The sequence below is a fragment of the Paraburkholderia sp. SUR17 genome (assembly GCF_029536165.1).
Classification (GTDB): Bacteria; Pseudomonadota; Gammaproteobacteria; order Burkholderiales; family Burkholderiaceae; genus Paraburkholderia; species Paraburkholderia kururiensis.
In genome coordinates this window covers 14,679-30,627 of the sequence record NZ_CP120508.1, presented here as the reverse complement: position 1 = coordinate 30,627, position 15,949 = coordinate 14,679, and the positions used below count along the sequence as shown (strand labels likewise).

General features: G+C 63.6%; 13 protein-coding genes and 1 tRNA gene. 6 read left to right on the top strand and 8 right to left on the bottom strand.

Going from position 1 to position 15,949, the window contains the following annotated elements; genetic code table 11:
• Positions 1-107: 107 nt before the first annotated feature.
• From htpX to def, 4 genes are all read right to left on the bottom strand, one after another.
• Positions 108-965, bottom strand: coding sequence for a zinc metalloprotease HtpX (gene htpX, locus P2869_RS00150; protein ID WP_017772366.1), 858 nt, complete (start codon positions 963-965; stop codon positions 108-110).
• Between the two features lie 122 nt (positions 966-1,087).
• Positions 1,088-1,738, bottom strand: a complete 651-nt coding sequence (locus P2869_RS00145) for a LysE family translocator (protein ID WP_277597133.1) — start codon at positions 1,736-1,738, stop codon at positions 1,088-1,090.
• A gap of 138 nt (positions 1,739-1,876) precedes the next feature.
• Positions 1,877-2,887 carry a methionyl-tRNA formyltransferase gene (fmt, locus tag P2869_RS00140; RefSeq protein WP_277597132.1) on the bottom strand — a complete coding sequence of 337 codons (1,011 nt, stop codon included), beginning with the start codon at positions 2,885-2,887 and terminating at the stop codon, positions 1,877-1,879.
• Between the two features lie 70 nt (positions 2,888-2,957).
• On the bottom strand, positions 2,958-3,461 hold the full coding sequence (def, locus tag P2869_RS00135; protein WP_277597131.1) for a peptide deformylase: 504 nt from the start codon (positions 3,459-3,461) through the stop codon (positions 2,958-2,960).
• Between the two features lie 286 nt (positions 3,462-3,747).
• Between def and dprA the strand changes: the two genes are divergently transcribed.
• From dprA to P2869_RS00120, 3 genes are all read left to right on the top strand, one after another.
• Positions 3,748-5,004 (top strand): DNA-processing protein DprA, encoded by a 1,257-nt coding sequence (gene dprA, locus P2869_RS00130; protein ID WP_277597130.1) that lies wholly within the window; start codon positions 3,748-3,750, stop codon positions 5,002-5,004.
• An 80-nt stretch (positions 5,005-5,084) separates the two neighbouring features.
• Positions 5,085-5,462 carry a thioredoxin family protein gene (locus P2869_RS00125; RefSeq protein WP_277597129.1) on the top strand — a complete coding sequence of 126 codons (378 nt, stop codon included), beginning with the start codon at positions 5,085-5,087 and terminating at the stop codon, positions 5,460-5,462.
• A 199-nt stretch (positions 5,463-5,661) separates the two neighbouring features.
• The gene (locus P2869_RS00120) at positions 5,662-8,316 is read left to right on the top strand and encodes a DNA topoisomerase III (protein ID WP_277597128.1); all 2,655 of its coding nucleotides are present in this window, start codon (positions 5,662-5,664) and stop codon (positions 8,314-8,316) included.
• A gap of 210 nt (positions 8,317-8,526) precedes the next feature.
• On the opposite strand, the gene P2869_RS00115 is transcribed toward P2869_RS00120, so the two are convergent.
• On the bottom strand, positions 8,527-9,624 hold the full coding sequence (locus P2869_RS00115) for a LysR family transcriptional regulator (RefSeq protein ID WP_277597127.1): 1,098 nt from the start codon (positions 9,622-9,624) through the stop codon (positions 8,527-8,529).
• Between the two features lie 350 nt (positions 9,625-9,974).
• A complete protein-coding gene (locus tag P2869_RS00110; protein ID WP_277597126.1) occupies positions 9,975-11,834 on the bottom strand; it encodes a phosphoenolpyruvate carboxykinase (GTP) in 1,860 nt (619 codons plus the stop codon).
• A 355-nt stretch (positions 11,835-12,189) separates the two neighbouring features.
• Here P2869_RS00110 and P2869_RS00105 point away from each other — a divergent pair, with 355 nt between their 5' ends.
• A complete protein-coding gene (locus P2869_RS00105) occupies positions 12,190-13,203 on the top strand; it encodes a D-2-hydroxyacid dehydrogenase family protein (RefSeq protein ID WP_017772357.1) in 1,014 nt (337 codons plus the stop codon).
• A 37-nt stretch (positions 13,204-13,240) separates the two neighbouring features.
• On the opposite strand, the gene P2869_RS00100 is transcribed toward P2869_RS00105, so the two are convergent.
• Complete coding sequence (locus tag P2869_RS00100; RefSeq protein ID WP_277597125.1) at positions 13,241-14,110, bottom strand: patatin-like phospholipase family protein; 870 nt, start codon at positions 14,108-14,110, stop codon at positions 13,241-13,243.
• 70 nt (positions 14,111-14,180) lie between these two features.
• A complete protein-coding gene (locus tag P2869_RS00095; RefSeq protein WP_277597124.1) occupies positions 14,181-14,585 on the bottom strand; it encodes a PaaI family thioesterase in 405 nt (134 codons plus the stop codon).
• A 180-nt stretch (positions 14,586-14,765) separates the two neighbouring features.
• Here P2869_RS00095 and P2869_RS00090 point away from each other — a divergent pair.
• Positions 14,766-14,841, top strand: a tRNA-Lys gene (locus P2869_RS00090).
• A 165-nt stretch (positions 14,842-15,006) separates the two neighbouring features.
• Positions 15,007-15,948: a hypothetical protein gene (locus P2869_RS00085; protein ID WP_277597123.1), complete on the top strand. Its 942-nt coding sequence runs from the start codon at positions 15,007-15,009 to the stop codon at positions 15,946-15,948.
• Position 15,949 lies beyond the last annotated feature (1 nt).

Below are 15,949 nucleotides of genomic sequence, written 5' to 3'. Positions count from 1 at the left end.
CGGTGCATTGTAACGTGACGCGCCACTCGTTCTTTGTTGAAGCGGCCGGCGTGAGTGGGAAGCGCCCGGCGCGCGATAACGGGCGCCGTCAGGGGCGCCCTTGCCGGTTAGTCGAAGCGGCCCGTTCGCGCCATCTCCATGAGGCGCGCGATGCGCTCTTCGGTGGAGGGGTGCGTCGAGAAGAGGTTCGCGATACCACCGGCGTGCAGCGGATTCACGATCATCATTTGCGCCGTGGCCGGATGCTCTTCGGCTGCGGCAAACGGAACGCCGCTCGCATAGCGATGAATCTTGTCGAGCGCAACAGCCAGCGCCTGCGGATCGCCCGAAATCTGCGCGCCGCCGCGGTCGGCCTCGAACTCACGGGCGCGAGAAATGGCCATCTGGATGAGGCCGGCCGCAATCGGTGCAAGCAATGCAACGGCGATACCCGCGATCGGGTTTGCCGGCCGACCGTTCTCGTCACGGCCACCGAAGAACATCGCGAAATTCGCGAGCGCGGAGATGGCGCCCGCCATCGTGGCCGAAATCGTGGAGATCAGGATGTCGCGGTGCTTCACGTGAGCAAGTTCGTGCGCCATCACCCCCCGCATTTCACGTTCGGAAAGCACTCGCAGAATGCCCGTGGTCGCCGCGACCGCAGCGTGCTCGGGATTGCGGCCGGTGGCGAACGCGTTCGGTGCAGCTTCGTCGATCAGGTACACGCGGGGCATGGGCAGGCCGGCGCGCGTGGCGAGGTCGCGCACCATCCGGTAGAACTGCGGCGCCGTGGTCTCATCGACTTCCTGCGCGTTGTACATGCGCAGAACCATCTTGTCGGAGAACCAGTACGAAAAGAAGTTCATGCCGAGCGCGACCAGAAGCGCCAGCATCATGCCGCGCTGGCCCCCGATCATGCCGCCGATCACGATGAAAAGGGCCGTGATCGCGGCCATCAACATCGCGGTTTTGACCCAATTGAACATGTGCGCTGCTCCTTGCCCGTAGAAGTTCATCACCTCCCGCCGGCCCATAACGCCGGACCCATGGCGGGAAAGCGGCTTATTGTAAGCGAACTGTTAGATATGGTCGGACGCGGAAAATTCAATCAGCGTGCGGCGGTGGCAAGCCGGATGCCGAGGCCGACGAAAGCGGTGCCTACGCCGCGGTCCAGCCACCGCTTGAGGGCGGGCTTGCCGGAGAACCGTTGCGTGACGCTGCCGGCAATCCACGCAACGAAACTGTTCCAGATCGTGCTCATCAACACGAACACGACGCCGAGCGTCAAAAACGCCACCACCTTCTGGTCGCTGCCCGGCACGACGAACTGCGGGAAGAACGACACGAAAAAGAGCACGACCTTGGGATTCAGCACATTCGTCCAGAACCCTTGCAGAAAAAGCTGCCGCAGCGGACGAGCCGTTGCGAGCCCCTGAGAGACGGGATTCGCGGCGTCTGCGGCGGGCTTCTCCGGCTTCGTGAAAATGAGCCGCACGCCGAGATAGACCAGATAGAGCGCGCCGACGAACTTGATTACCGTGAACGCGGTGGCCGAGGCGGCAAGCAGGGCGGTAAGCCCAAATGCGCACGCGAGCGAATGCACGCAGCAACCGGTCGAAATGCCGAGCGCCGACATAAGCCCGGCACGGCGGCCCTGAGCCACGCTACGTCCCACGATGTACGCGGTGTCGGGCCCAGGTGTCACGTTGAGCAGGAAGACCGCGACGACGAAAAAACCGAAATGAGTGATGCCGGACATGGAGAACCTCGAAGTCTCTGGGAGACCCGTTAAACACAACGCACTGGAGCGGAAATTTTAGCGCCGACCGCGCGGGCCACGCGACCTGACCGTTCGGCCGATGGCGCGCCGCGTCACGCGCGTCTATCGTTCCAGCAATCAGGCCTTGGAGGCCGGATGTGCCGCAGGCTCCGGCAAGGCGAAACGCTGCCCCGGGACAAGCGGCGAGCCCGCGAGGAACTCGCGCACGGAAAGCCGTTTGCCGCCGGGTTTCTGCAACTGCGTGAGGCGCAAAGCGCCTTCCCCGCACGCCACGATAACGCCGTCAGGCGACACGTCGACGATCTGGCCCGGTTGCGCATCGCCTCGTGCAAAAGCGTCGACCGGTTCGGCTGCCCAGATCTTCAGTGGGGTGCCGTCGAGTGTGCCGGCACCGCCTGGAAACGGATCGAAGGCCCGCACCTGGCGCGCGAGCGCCGCCGCGGGACGCCGCCAGTCGAGCACCGCCTCGTGCTTGCCGATTTTCTCGGCGTAGGTGGCGCCCTCGGCCGGTTGAGGTGTTGTGGGCAGGCGGCCGTCTCGCTCCAGGTCCGCAAGCGCATCGACGATCAACTGCGCGCCAGTTTGCGCGAGGCGGTCGTGCAAGGTCGCAGTGGTATCGGCGGGGGCAATCGGCGTACGGGCCTCGCGAATCATGGCGCCCGTGTCGAGGCCGGCGTCCATCTGCATCAGCGTGATGCCGGTTTCAGCGTCGCCGGCCTCGATCGCGCGATGGATAGGCGCGGCACCTCGCCAGCGCGGCAGCAGCGATGCGTGGATGTTGATGCAACCATGCGGCGCGATATCGAGCACTTCCTGCGGCAGTAGCAAGCCGTAGGCGGCCACCACCATCACATCGTGCGGCGTGGCGCGCAGCAGATCGATACCGGCGGCGGCTTCGGCCGGAAACTTGCCGTTACGGCGCAGCGACGGCGGCTGTGCGACGGCCAGACCGTGTTCGGTCGCGTAACGCTTGACCGGGCTCGCCTGCAACTTCATGCCTCGCCCGGCCGGCCGGTCGGGCTGGGTCAGCACGAGCGGCACCGTAAAACCGGCTTGGTGGATGGCGGCGAGTGCCGCCGCAGCAAACTCCGGCGTACCAGCAAAAACGACGCGTAAGGAATGACTCATGAGGCAAACGACCAGACGTGATGACGGCAGAAGTTGAAAGCAGCGGCGAGGTTGCGCCGCAAGCCGCGCGTCACATCGCGCGTTCGAGCTTCTTCATCTTGCTCTTGATGCGCGTCTGCTTGAGCGACGAGAGGTACTCGACGAACACGCGGCCCATCAGGTGATCCATTTCGTGCTGGATGCACACGGCAAGCAGCCCTTCGCAATCCAGTTCGAAAGGCTCGCCCTTTTCGTTGAGCGCGCGCACGCGCACCTTGTCGGCACGCTCCACGTTGTCGTAAATGCCCGGCACCGAAAGGCAGCCCTCTTCGGAGAGCTTCTTCTCATTGCTGGACCACACGATCTCGGGATTGATGAAGGTGAGCAACTGGTCGTGCGTTTCCGACACGTCGATCACGATCACGCGCTCATGCACATCCACCTGCGTGGCGGCCAGCCCTACACCCGGGGCCTTGTACATCGTCTCGGCCATGTCGGCTACGAGCTTGCGGATACGGTTGTCGACCTCTGCAACGGGCTTCGCGACCTTGTGCAGCCGCTTGTCGGGATAGTGAAGGATGTTCAGTAAAGCCATGGCATCAAGAGGATTTTCGTGGCGCGCCGCGCGCCGAAAGGGCATCGGCCGGACTGGCCATACGGCCAGCTTGGCGACCGCACGGGCGACGCACACCATATAACGACTGGGTCCGCGGGATTCAATGCACGAATCAGAGCAGACCAGTTCCCCTGTGGCTGCCGCCGGGCACGCCGCAGGTCGTCTTTCATTTCGGATGATGAAAATTTTAGCATGGCCCGTCTCTGGCTGCTTTCGCCGGGAGGGCTATCTTGAACCGCTACGGGACTGACGCAACGTGAACTCTATGCATTCGCTGCCTATGACCGACGCCGAACTCATTGGCTGGCTGCGCCTGTCCTGCGCGCCGGGCGTGTCGCCCGCCGCACTGCGCAAGCTGCTCGAAACATTCGGCTTGCCGCAGGCCGTGCTGGCGCAGCCGTTCGCCGCGCTCGCAACCGCAACCGATACGCGCACGGCCCACGCCGTACTGTCCGCGCCCGGGCCCGGGTTCGCGGAGCAGGCCGCAGCTGCCCTTGCATGGCGCGAGCAGGCGGGCAATTGGATCCTGACATTGTGCGACCCTGCCTACCCGCCCATGTTGCTCACCATGCCTGATCCACCGCCACTGCTATATATAAAAGGGCGACTCGAGTCGCTGCATCGGAAGGCGGTGGCGGTCGTGGGAAGCCGAAGCGCGACGCCGCAAGGCACCGAAGACGCCGCACGCTTCGCCCGCGCTTTTTCCGCGGCTGGCCTGACCGTCGTGTCCGGCCTCGCACTGGGCATCGACGGCGCCGCACATCGGGGCGCGCTAGCCGGTCCCGGCGGGACGGTTGCGGTGATCGGCACCGGCGTCGATATCGTCTATCCGCCTTCGCATCGGGCGCTCGCCGCGCAGATCGGTGAGCAAGGCGCGATTGTCTCTGAGTGGCCGCTCGGCACGCCGGCGCGACCGTCCAACTTCCCTCAGCGTAATCGCCTGATTGCAGGGCTTTCCAGCGGCGTGCTGGTCGTCGAAGCCGCGATGCGCTCCGGTTCACTGATCACCGCACGCCTCGCCAACGAAATGGGGCGAGACGTTTTCGCGTTGCCCGGCTCCATCCATGCGCCGCTCTCGAAGGGCTGCCACCGAATGCTGAAACAGGGTGCGATGCTGGTGGAGACAGCAGACGAGGTGCTGGAACAGCTTGGCGTGGCAACGGCGCCGCGCCCCCGGCCCGCATTCACCGAGGCAAACGCGACGCCCCCCCGTTCGAGCCGCATCAAAGGTGATCGCGCGAGCGCTCCCTCAGGCCCGGGCGAGAACGCGGATAGCCGGCCGGCCGAACGCGTGCGGCAGCACAACGCCCGCCTCGATACGGCCCCATCACCGTCTGCGCTGACGCCGGACGCGCAGCGGCTACTGGACGCACTCGGCCACGCACCGGCCACGCTTGAAATCCTCGCCGGGCGCACCGAAATGGAAGAAGCGGCACTACAGCGGGCACTGCTGTACCTCGAACTGGCCGGCCGCATCACGGCCCTGCCCGGGGGCCGTTTCACCCGGGCGAGCCGCGACTGAGGCGGCGTCATGCTAAATTCGGCGGACCAGCCGGCTTGCTCCGGAGACCACCAGTACAAGAGAGATAGCGAGGAACCATCATGCCCGCGCTGAACCTCGACACCGATTCCGAGCGAATCGCCGAGCGCGTAACCGATCCGAACACCTTGTTCGTTGCCTGCCTGTGCGCAGAATGGTGCGGCACCTGCCGCGAGTACCGCGCAGCGTTTGACCGACTCGCCAACGCCCACCCGGAAGTCTGTTTCGCCTGGATCGACATCGAAACGCATGCAGACCGCTTCGACGACCTCGATGTAGAAAACTTCCCTACGATCCTGATCGAAGATGCCAGCGCCACCCGGTTTTTCGGCACCGTGTTGCCGCAAGCGGCCATCGTGGAGCGCATGCTCGCCGACCTGACCGCGCTGCCGGGCGTGAAGGATGCGCCCAAGCTAAGGCCGGCTCTCGCCATGGCGTGAGCCCGCATGGGGCCGTCCATGGCGGTCGGCGGGCCTGTCTGAAGCGCTGCGCAGGTCCGCCGCGCCGCGCTTGCCGGTACCTTGGCGCCCCATTATGATGAGGCGCTTTTTTGGGGCGTCGAAACCGCCGCTGGCGCAGCGTGTGCTATAAAGCGGTCGTTATGGGCGTCTGCCCGACTCTACCCACTTGCAACCAGTCATGTCGAAAGCACTGATCATCGCCGAGAAGCCGTCCGTCGCGAACGACATCGCACGCGCTTTGGGCGGCTTCACCAAGCATGACGAATACTACGAAAGCGACGAATACGTGCTTTCGTCCGCTGTCGGCCATCTGCTCGAGATCGCCGCTCCCGAAGAGTACGAAGTCAAGCGCGGCAAATGGAGCTTCGCGCATCTGCCCGTCATCCCGCCCCACTTCGACCTGAATCCCATCGCGAAAAGCGAGTCGCGGCTCAAGGTGCTCACGAGGCTGATGAAGCGCAAGGACGTCGACCGCCTCATCAACGCATGTGACGCGGGGCGCGAAGGCGAGCTGATCTTCCGTCTGATCGTGCAGCACGCGAAGGCGAAGCAGCCCGTGCAGCGTCTGTGGCTGCAATCGATGACGCCCGCCGCCATCCGCGAAGGCTTCGCCCATCTGCGCAGCGACGAAGACATGCAGCCGCTCGCGGATGCCGCCCGCTGCCGCTCGGAAGCGGACTGGCTGGTGGGGATCAACGGCACGCGCGCCATGACCGCGTTCAACAGCAAGGGCGGCGGCTTCTTCCTCACAACGGTGGGTCGCGTGCAGACGCCGACGCTTTCCATCGTCGTGGAGCGCGAAGAAAAGATTCGCCGCTTCGTGCCGCGCGACTACTGGGAAGTGCGCGCCGAGTTTGTGTGCGCCGCCGGTTTCTATGAAGGACGCTGGTTCGACCCGAAGTTCAAGCGAGACGAGTTCGATCCGGAGAAGCGCGAATCGCGCCTGTGGAGCCTGCCCGCAGCGGAAACCATCGTCGCCGCGTGCCGCGGCCAGTTGGGCACGGTCACCGAGGAATCGAAGCCTTCAACGCAGCTGTCCCCCCTGCTCTTCGACTTGACCAGCCTGCAGCGCGAAGCGAACGGCCGCTTCGGCTTTTCGGCCAAGAACACGCTGGGCCTCGCCCAGGCGCTGTACGAAAAGCACAAGGTGCTCACCTATCCGCGTACCGACGCGCGCGCGCTGCCGGAAGACTATATCGGCACCGTAAAGAGCACCCTGGACATGCTCAAGGAGAGCAATAACTACCTGCCGCACGCGAAGCAGGTGCTCGACAAAGGCTGGGTGAAGCCGAACAAGCGCATCTTCGACAACTCGAAGATCAGCGACCACTTCGCCATCATTCCCACGCTGCAGGCGCCGAAGGCGCTGTCCGAGCCCGAGCAGAAGCTCTACGACCTCGTCGTGAAGCGCTTCCTCGCCGTGTTCTTCCCCGCAGCCGAATACCGCGTGACGACGCGCATCACCGAAGTCGTCGGCCATCACTTCAAGACCGAAGGCAAGGTGCTGATCGAGCCGGGCTGGCTGCAGGTATACGGCCGGGACGCAGGCGGCGACGACGCCAACCTCGTGCCCGTGCAGAAGGACGAGAAGGTCGAGACCGACAAGATCGCCGCCCATCAGCTCACCACCAAGCCGCCCGCACGCTACAACGAAGCCACGCTGCTGTCGGCTATGGAAGGCGCGGGCAAGCTCGTCGAAGACGACGAGCTGCGCGAGGCCATGGCCGCGAAGGGGCTCGGTACGCCGGCCACGCGCGCGGCCATTATCGAAGGTCTGCTCGGCGAGAAGTATCTGGTTCGGGAAGGGCGCGAACTGATTCCAACGGCCAAGGCGTTCCAGCTGATGACGCTGCTGCGCGGCCTCGGCGTCAAGGAGTTGACCGCGCCCGAACTCACCGGCGAATGGGAACACAAGCTCGCCCAGATGGAGCACGGCAACTTGCATCGCGACGCGTTCATGCAGGAAATTGCCCGCATGACGCAGACCATCGTGAAGCGCGCGAAGGAGTACGACTCCGACACCATTCCCGGCGACTATGCGACGCTCGAAACGCCGTGCCCGAACTGCGGTGGGCAGGTGAAGGAAAACTACCGGCGCTTCGCGTGCACGAAGTGCGAGTTCTCGATCTCGAAAATTCCGGGTGGCCGGCAATTCGAGATTCCGGAAGTCGAAGAACTCCTGCAGAAAAAGGAGATTGGTCCGCTCTCAGGGTTCCGCAGCAAGATGGGCCGGCCGTTCTCGGCCATCCTCAAGCTCTCGATCGACGACGAAACGAAGAACTACAAGCTCGAGTTCGACTTTGGCCAGGATCAGGGCGGCGAGGATGGCGAGGCACCCGACTTCTCCGACCAGGAGCCCGTGGGCGCCTGCCCGAAATGCAAGGCGCGCGTGTTCGAGCACGGCATGAGCTATGTGTGCGAGAACTCGGTCGCCAATCCGAAGACCTGCGATTTCCGCTCGGGCAAGGTGATCCTGCAACAGGAAATCTCGCGCGATCAGATGGCGAAGCTGCTGACCGAAGGCCGAACGGATCTGCTGACCAGCTTCAAGTCGTCGCGCACGGGCCGCAACTTCAAGGCGTTCCTGGTAAAACAGAACGACGGCAAGATCGGCTTCGAGTTCGAGAAAAAGGAGCCTGCCGCTGGGAAGACGGCCGCCAAAACGGCCGCGAAAAAGACGGCGGCAACAGTGGGCGCAGAGGCAGAAGGCGATGGCGACACGGTGACCGAAACCGTCGCCGCGACGCCGGCGCGCAAGACGGCCGCGGCGAAGACCGCGCCGGCACGCAAGGCGGCCGCGAAGAAGACAGTGGCGCGCAAGACCGGATCGTAAGTCACGGCACGCCTGCGAAGGCGCGCCGTGAAGTCCACGCCGCCGTCCCTCGCTTCTTCAAAGCCAGAACACCAGGACGTGCGAAGCAAAAAAAGCGCAGCCGCGGCTGCGCTTTTTTATTTCGCGAGGGAAACCTGCCTCCAGGAAATTATCCCGGCGGCAGGCCGCGAACTTGCATCGCCCCTCCCCGCCGCGCGAGTCGAACCAGAATCAAACCGGCGACGCCGCGCTCGACCGGCGTACACGCCCAGGCGAGCGCGGCGTCTTCGGCGAAATCTCACGATCGAGCAAACTCGAGAGCGGTTCGGCACCGTCGAACGCTTCGGGCGCCAACATCTCGCCGTCAGCATGCGCGGCGACGCCGGCAGCCGGACGCCCATAGCCGTCCTTGATCCACTGCTCGCCCAGCACGCCGTTCGGCGTCTGGCTGAAATGCTCCACCAGGTGATCGATGAACGTGCGCACCTTCGCCGGCAGATGGCGCCGGCTCGGGTACGCGATATTGAGTTCGACCTGCGGCAGGCGGTAGTCGCCCAGCAGGCGCACCAGCCGTCCGCGCGTCATGTCGCGGCCGATCAGGTAGCTCGGCAGGATCGCGATACCCATGCCGAGCAGCGCGAACTGACGCAGCATCTCGGTGTTGTTCGCGACAACCACGTTAGTGGGGCGCACCCGCACCTCGCCCTCGGGACCGGTGAATACGCGCTCGTCACCCCAGTACTCGGAAGGCGGCGACAGGCACGGATGCTCCATCAGATGCTCCGGACGCGTGGGCGTGCCGTGCTTTTCCAGATAGGCCGGCGTGGCGCAGACGGTCATGCAGCCGGTGGTGAGGCGCCGCGTCACGATACTGGCGCCGCGCATCTGCCGGGCAACCACCACGCCCACGTCGAAGCCTTCTTCCACGAGGTCGACCTGCCGGTCGACCAACGTGACGTCCGGAATCACCTTCGGATAGCGTTCCGCGTAGGTTTGCAGCACCGGCGCGAGATTGTGCAGCCCGAACACCACGGGCGCCACGATACGCAGCGTGCCGACCGGCTCATGGTTGCGGGCCACCACCATCTGCTCCACGTCTTCCAGTTCGTCCAGGATCTGACGCGCGCGTTCCAGGTAGACCTGGCCCGACTCGGTCAGCGAGAGGCTGCGCGTCGTCCGGTTCAGCAAGCGAGTACCCAACCGACCTTCCAGGTCGGCAACGTGACGCGTGGCAACTGCATTCGAAATGTCCATCGCGCTGGCGGCGCGGGCGAAGCTGCCGAGATCCGCCACCTTGACGAATACCCGCATCGACTGCAAATGATCCATGTGAAACTCCTGCCGTTTATTACTTATGCCTTTCGGAGGCCATAGGCGAATTCGGAATTCTCCTACGACTCCCAAGTTCGTGCAGAAGTTGCCTAAGAAGCCGTTAAATTTCCTTAAATTCGTGCCAATGTGGACTTTCCCGCAAATCTGATCCGTCCATTGTTCCTCGACAGGAAACAATCTGCTGCGACGCAATGGGGAGGAGCGCTTCGACGAACAAATGGCTACATGGCGGCGGGGATAGCGCAAAGCGGGGACAAACCAACGCTCGAGCAAACCTGTCACGGCTGCCAGAAAAGCCAAGAAAAAAGCCGCCCGAAGGCGGCTTCAAAGCGAAGCAGGCGCTCACATCACCTTGCAGACAAGCGCTTCTCCAGCGCTTCGCGCGCCTCGTTCAGCGCGGGCGGCAAGCGGTGCTGCAGCGTGTCGAAGAGTTCGGCGTGCAGTCGCAGCTCACTTCGCCATGCGTCTGCGTCGACGGACATCACGAGGTCGAACTGCGCTTCGGTGAAATCGAGCCCGCTCCAGTCCAGGTCGTCGTAGCGCGGCGAAACACCGAACGCGTGCTCGTCGCCGTCGGCTTTATCGTCCACGCGGCTCACCATCCAGTCCAGCACGCGCATGTTCTCACCGAAACCCGGCCACACGAACTTGCCATCCGGCCCCTTGCGGAACCAGTTCACGCAGAAGATCTTCGGCAGCTTCGCGCCCAATTGCGTGAGGCGCGCGCCCACCGCCAGCCAGTGCGCAAAGTAGTCGCTCATGTTGTAGCCGCAGAACGGCAGCATGGCGAACGGGTCGCGCCGCACCACGCCCTGCTGGCCCGCCGCTGCGGCCGTGGTCTCGGAGCCCATCGTCGCGGCCATGTAGACGCCCTCCACCCAGTTGCGTGCCTCGGTGACGAGCGGCACCGTGGTGGAACGGCGGCCGCCAAATACGAAGGCATCGATAGGCACGCCGGCCGGGTTCTCCCAGTCCGGATCGATCGACGGACATTGCGAAGCCGGCGCCGTGAAGCGCGCGTTCGGATGCGCCGCCTTGCGGCCGGTTTCCTTCGCGATTTCGGGCGTCCAGTCCTGGCCTTGCCAGTCGATCAGGTGTGCCGGCGGCTCGTCGGTCATGCCTTCCCACCAGACGTCGCCGTCGTCCGTGAGCGCGACGTTCGTGAAGATGACGTTCGCCTTGAGCGTCGCCATCGCGTTGTAGTTCGTCTTCTCGCTCGTGCCCGGCGCCACGCCGAAATAGCCCGCTTCGGGGTTGATCGCGTAGAGGCGACCGTCCTTGCCCGGCTTGATCCAGGCGATGTCGTCGCCGATCGTCGAAATTTGCCAGCCGTTCATGCCCGGAGGCGGAATCAGCATCGCGAAATTGGTCTTGCCGCAGGCCGACGGAAACGCCGCCGCGACGTGGAACTTGCGCCCTTCGGGCGTCGTCACGCCGAGAATCAGCATGTGTTCGGCGAGCCAGCCCTCGTCGCGGCCCATCGTCGACGCAATACGCAGCGCAAAACACTTCTTGCCGAGCAGCGCATTGCCGCCGTAGCCGGAGCCGTAGCTCCAGATCTCGCGGCTCTCCGGGAAATGGACGATGTACTTCGTGTCGTTGCAGGGCCACGCCACGTCCTGCTGCCCCGCGGCAAGCGGCGCGCCCACCGAATGCACGCACGGCACGAAGCCGCCGTCTTCGCCCAGCACGTCGTACACCTTGCGGCCCATGCGCGTCATGATGCGCATGTTCACGACCACGTACGGGCTATCCGAAAGCTCCACGCCGATGTGCGCGATGGGCGAGCCGAGCGGCCCCATCGAAAACGGCACCACGTACATCGTGCGGCCGCGCATCGCACCGTCGAAGAGACCATCAAGGGTGGCGCGCATCTCGCCGGGTGCCACCCAGTTGTTGGTGGGGCCCGCGTCCTCCTTGCGCTGCGAGCAGATGAACGTGCGGTCTTCCACGCGCGCGACGTCGGACGGCGACGAACACGCCAGATACGAATTCGGCCGCTTCTCGGGATTGAGCTTTCTCAGCGTGCCGGCCTCCACCATCTGCGCGCACAGGCGGTCGTATTCCTCCTGCGAACCGTCGCACCAGACCACGCGCGCGGGTTTCGTCAGCGCGGCGACGCGCTGCACCCATTCGATGAGCTTGCGGTGTTTGACCCAGGCCGGCGCTTCTACGGCGGCTTGACCTGCAAAGGCGGGATGGTTCATCGAGCTGTCTCCGTTTTGTAAAAAGTAAAGGGAAAACGGCACGAGCCACGAGACGCTGCTGCGAGAGGCGGCGCGGTCTCGCCACGCAACATGCGGGGGCAAGAGGGAGCGCAAATCGTCAAGGGCCCTGCAGCCTGTCGTTCGAAACCGTCTGTAAAGCGGCTTGCATCGAGACGCGACAAGCTGTTAAAAACGCGGTAAATCTGTCTTGCATGACGCGGTGCGGCGCCGCTACGGCGCTGCAAGCGACACGACACAATCACGATTCGTACCACCATGGACGCCGCGCTTCGGTGGGACAGCCAGCATATCGCTCCGTTCCGCACCTCGTGGTGCGTCGCAAAACTCAAACGCCATGAAAATTGCCATCCTCGACGACTATCAGGACGCCGTTCGTAAACTCGACTGCTTTCAACTGCTGGCCAATCACGAGGTCAAGGTCTTCAACAACACCGTGCGCGGACTCGGACAACTGGCGAGCCGCCTTGCCGAAGTCGATGCGCTGGTGCTGATCCGCGAACGGACCCGCATCACCTCGCAACTGCTCGACAAACTCCCCCACCTTCGGATGATCAGCCAGACAGGTAAGGTGTCGAGCCACATCGATCTGGCCGCCTGTACCGAGCGCGGCATCGCCGTGCTCGAAGGCGCCGGCTCGCCCGTGGCGCCGGCCGAACTGACGTGGGCCCTCATCATGGCGGCCCAGCGGCGCATTCCGCAATACGTGGCAAACCTTAAGCAAGGGGCCTGGCAGCAGTCGGGATTGAAGACCTCGGCGCTGCCGCCGAACTTCGGGCTGGGCCAGGTGATGCGCGGCCAGACGCTCGGCATCTGGGGCTACGGCAAGATCGGCCGGCTCGTGGCCGGTTACGGAAAGGCGTTCGGCATGAACGTTTTGATCTGGGGCCGCGAACACTCGCTGGAAGCCGCACGTGCCGACGGCTATACGACAGCGGAAAGCCGCGAGGCCTTGTTCGAACAGAGCGACGTGCTCACGCTCCACCTTCGCCTGCACGACGACACGCGCGGCATCGTCAAGCTCGACGACCTCATGCGCATGAAGCCCACGGCGCTGCTCGTCAACACGAGCCGCGCCGAGCTGCTGGAAGAGAACGCGCTGGTCAACGCGCTATCGCGCAACCGGCCCGGGATGGTGGCCGTGGACGTCTACGAAAGCGAGCCGATCCTGCAAGGCTATAGCCTGCTGCGCATGGAGAACGTGATCTGCACGCCGCACATCGGCTACGTGGAACGGGAAAGCTACGAACTGTATTTCAGCGCTGCGTTCCGCAACATTCTCGCCTTCGATAGCGGCGACACGTCGAGCGTGGCGAACCCCGATGCGTTGCAGGGTGGGCGCCGGAGGTAATCGCTCCTGGCTCGTGTGAGCGGCGGGTCGTGATCGATCAGTTCGACTCGCTGGCAAGCTCGAGCAGTTCGGGCACGCGAGCGAGGAACTGCTCGCCATCCACGCGGCCGAGGTTGTACGCGTGCAGCATCTGCGAAGGGCTCGTGTAGTCCCAGCTCGAGATCGGCACCTTGCGCGACGGTTGCACATAGATGCGCTGCTGCGCGCCGTGCGGCACGACAAACATCTGCGGACGCGGATAGAGACGCGTCACCATCACGAGCACGAGGCCTGGGGCAGCGTCGAGTGCGCCGACCGGTACGTTATCGACCATGCCGCCATCGAGCACAGGTCGCCCGTTGCGTCGCAATACGGGCGTGAAGGGCGGCGTGCACGATGACTGCAGAATCAGGTCGGCCAGTTCCTCCACCGACGCACACGTCTGCGCCGTCACGAATTCCGGCTGAAAACCGAGCTTGCGGCCGAGCGTGGGGTGCAGCGTCTTGCGAACGTACTTTTCGATGTTGTAGGCCACGAGCCCGGCTGCCACCGCGCTACGCGCGCCGAGCCAGCGCGGCAGATGCGACACGCCGATGCGAATGGCAGGCGCGTGCTTCAACCGCTCGAAGTGCTCGCCGTAGATATCGAGCAGCGCCTGACGATAAATGCGGTAGTGAGGAAACACCGACTCGCCGCGCAGCAGATTGCCCCAGTACGCGTTGCGCGTGTTGTGACGCAAGGCGTTCTCGTAATAACGCATCACCCAGTCTGCGTCGCGTGTGTAGAGCATGCAGGCGGTGGCTGCGCCCGCCGAGATGCCGGCGATCACGCGCGGACGAATATCCAGCTCGGGCCGCACGACGTCCCAGAAACCGGCCTGCCACCAGCAGCGATTTCCGCCGCCGGCAAATACCACCTGATCGAACATGTTGTTCCTTCGGTCCTTCCCGGCTTCGATTTTTGTCTGCTTCCTGCAGGACGCAAAACGCCGCGGCGGCTCAGTCGAGCAGCGCGTAAGTCGTGGTGGCGTGGACGGCCATCTTGCCGTCCTCGTCGAACAGCTCGACTTCGCCGAACACGAGGTTGCGGCCCATTCTCAGCACGCGAGCGGTCACGAGCACGTCGCCCTTGCGCACGGGCCGCATGAAGCTGATGTTCAGCGAGACGGTGGTCATGGGCCGAAACTCGCCGAGCGCAGCGGAAATGGCGACGATCATCGCCGTGTCGGCGGCCGCCATGAACACCTGGCCGCAGATCACACCGCCCGCATGGCGCAGTTCGCCGGAAAACGGCAGCCGCAGCGTGGCACCCTCCTCGCCGACGGAGACGGGCGTGAGCGCAAGCGCCCTCACCCAGGGAGCGAGCACGCGGTCGAGCAGGCTGCGGATGGCGGTGTCGTCCATTGTTTTTGCTGTGCTTTGTCGTGTCGCGACATGATAGCTGCCCGGGCTTCCCAACGTCCTGAGGGCGCGCTCGGGCCTCGCCAGTCGGGCCTGCACGGCCGGGCGTGCAGAAATTTTTGAGAGAATCGGCAAAAGGGGCTAGGCAAGAGCAAAAAAGTCCTGCATAATTCGCAGTCTCTTGGGGCGTTAGCTCAGTTGGTAGAGCAGCGGACTCTTAATCCGTAGGTCGAGTGTTCGAGTCACTCACGCCCCACCAGTAAATTCAAAGGGTTGCACGCGAAAGCGCTGCAACCCTTTTCTCGTTTGGGTGCCGTATAACCGCTGTGTAACCAGATTTGGTTGCCCACACTGATACCAGTGGATTACGAACCGGGCGTGATATTGCAACAGAGGCGACTCTTTTGCGTGCGAGGGACAGAAGATGTTGCCTATCATCGAAGTGCCCGTCGACGCTGCAGAACTGTTCGAGCAACTCGGTACTAAAGAAAAATTCTGGTACGCCGATGAGCAGCGTCGACGCTGGCTGTTCAAGCGTGGGCGCCCAGGAACGGGGGAAAACTGGGCCGAGAAACTTGCCTGCGAACTTGCGTCGGCGCTAGGCATTCCACACGCTTACTACGAACTCGCCCGTTGCGGCGACGACTACGGCGTGGTATCACCTTCATTCGTGCCGCGCGGAGGTCGACTCGTGCATGGCAACGAAATTTTCTCCAAGACTCGCCTGTATCAGGAGATGGCACATGCGAACCCATATCGCTCGCGCGCGCATACGATTCGGCTCTTCGCCGCGTTCCTGAAGCTCTGCTCCGAAGAAAGCAAAGACTTCCTTCCGCCAAGTGACTTTGTCTCGTTTGAGCATGTCGCAAGCATCGCCGATGTCATGGTCGGGTATCTCATGTTAGATGCATGGATCGGGAACCAGGATCGACACGACCAGAATTGGGGGCTACTGATTGACCCAGCGGTCGCGGAAAAGCTTTTTTTGGCACCGAGCTTTGACCATGGCTCCAGCTTTGGACGGAACCTAACTGACGAAGTCTGCGGCGAACTGCTAACTACCAGAGATATGCAACGCCACATCTCGGCGTTTGTCGCGAAAGCCAGGTCGGGGCTCTACCCCGGGGATGCGACGCTTAGGTCCAAATCGCTACTCACAACCGAAGCCTTCGTGTACTTGGCGAAGATGTGGCCGGACGCGGCTCGCGCTTGGCTAGATCGGCTGCGGGCGATCGGCACGCGTCAAATTGCATCGACGGTATCTCTGCTGCCTGACGAATTTGTGACCGCGGTGCGCCGTGACTTTCTGGTCACATTCTTGACGCTGAACCGCCAACGTCTACTGGCGTTGGAATCGGGACTTTAGT

Bases quoted from the DNA above. Each gene is read 5' to 3' on its own strand.
- P2869_RS00115 (WP_277597127.1), bottom strand. From the start codon at position 9,624: ATGGATCATTTGCAGTCGATGCGGGTATTCGTCAAGGTGGCGGATCTC.
- P2869_RS00100 (WP_277597125.1), bottom strand. From the start codon at position 14,110: ATGTTCGATCAGGTGGTATTTGCCGGCGGCGGAAATCGCTGCTGGTGG.
- P2869_RS00085 (WP_277597123.1), top strand. From the start codon at position 15,007: ATGTTGCCTATCATCGAAGTGCCCGTCGACGCTGCAGAACTGTTCGAG.
- dprA (WP_277597130.1), top strand. From the start codon at position 3,748: ATGCATTCGCTGCCTATGACCGACGCCGAACTCATTGGCTGGCTGCGC.
- P2869_RS00120 (WP_277597128.1), top strand. From the start codon at position 5,662: ATGTCGAAAGCACTGATCATCGCCGAGAAGCCGTCCGTCGCGAACGAC.
- P2869_RS00145 (WP_277597133.1), bottom strand. From the start codon at position 1,738: ATGTCCGGCATCACTCATTTCGGTTTTTTCGTCGTCGCGGTCTTCCTG.
- P2869_RS00105 (WP_017772357.1), top strand. From the start codon at position 12,190: ATGAAAATTGCCATCCTCGACGACTATCAGGACGCCGTTCGTAAACTC.
- fmt (WP_277597132.1), bottom strand. From the start codon at position 2,887: ATGAGTCATTCCTTACGCGTCGTTTTTGCTGGTACGCCGGAGTTTGCT.
- P2869_RS00125 (WP_277597129.1), top strand. From the start codon at position 5,085: ATGCCCGCGCTGAACCTCGACACCGATTCCGAGCGAATCGCCGAGCGC.
- def (WP_277597131.1), bottom strand. From the start codon at position 3,461: ATGGCTTTACTGAACATCCTTCACTATCCCGACAAGCGGCTGCACAAG.
- htpX (WP_017772366.1), bottom strand. From the start codon at position 965: ATGTTCAATTGGGTCAAAACCGCGATGTTGATGGCCGCGATCACGGCC.
- P2869_RS00095 (WP_277597124.1), bottom strand. From the start codon at position 14,585: ATGGACGACACCGCCATCCGCAGCCTGCTCGACCGCGTGCTCGCTCCC.
- P2869_RS00110 (WP_277597126.1), bottom strand. From the start codon at position 11,834: ATGAACCATCCCGCCTTTGCAGGTCAAGCCGCCGTAGAAGCGCCGGCC.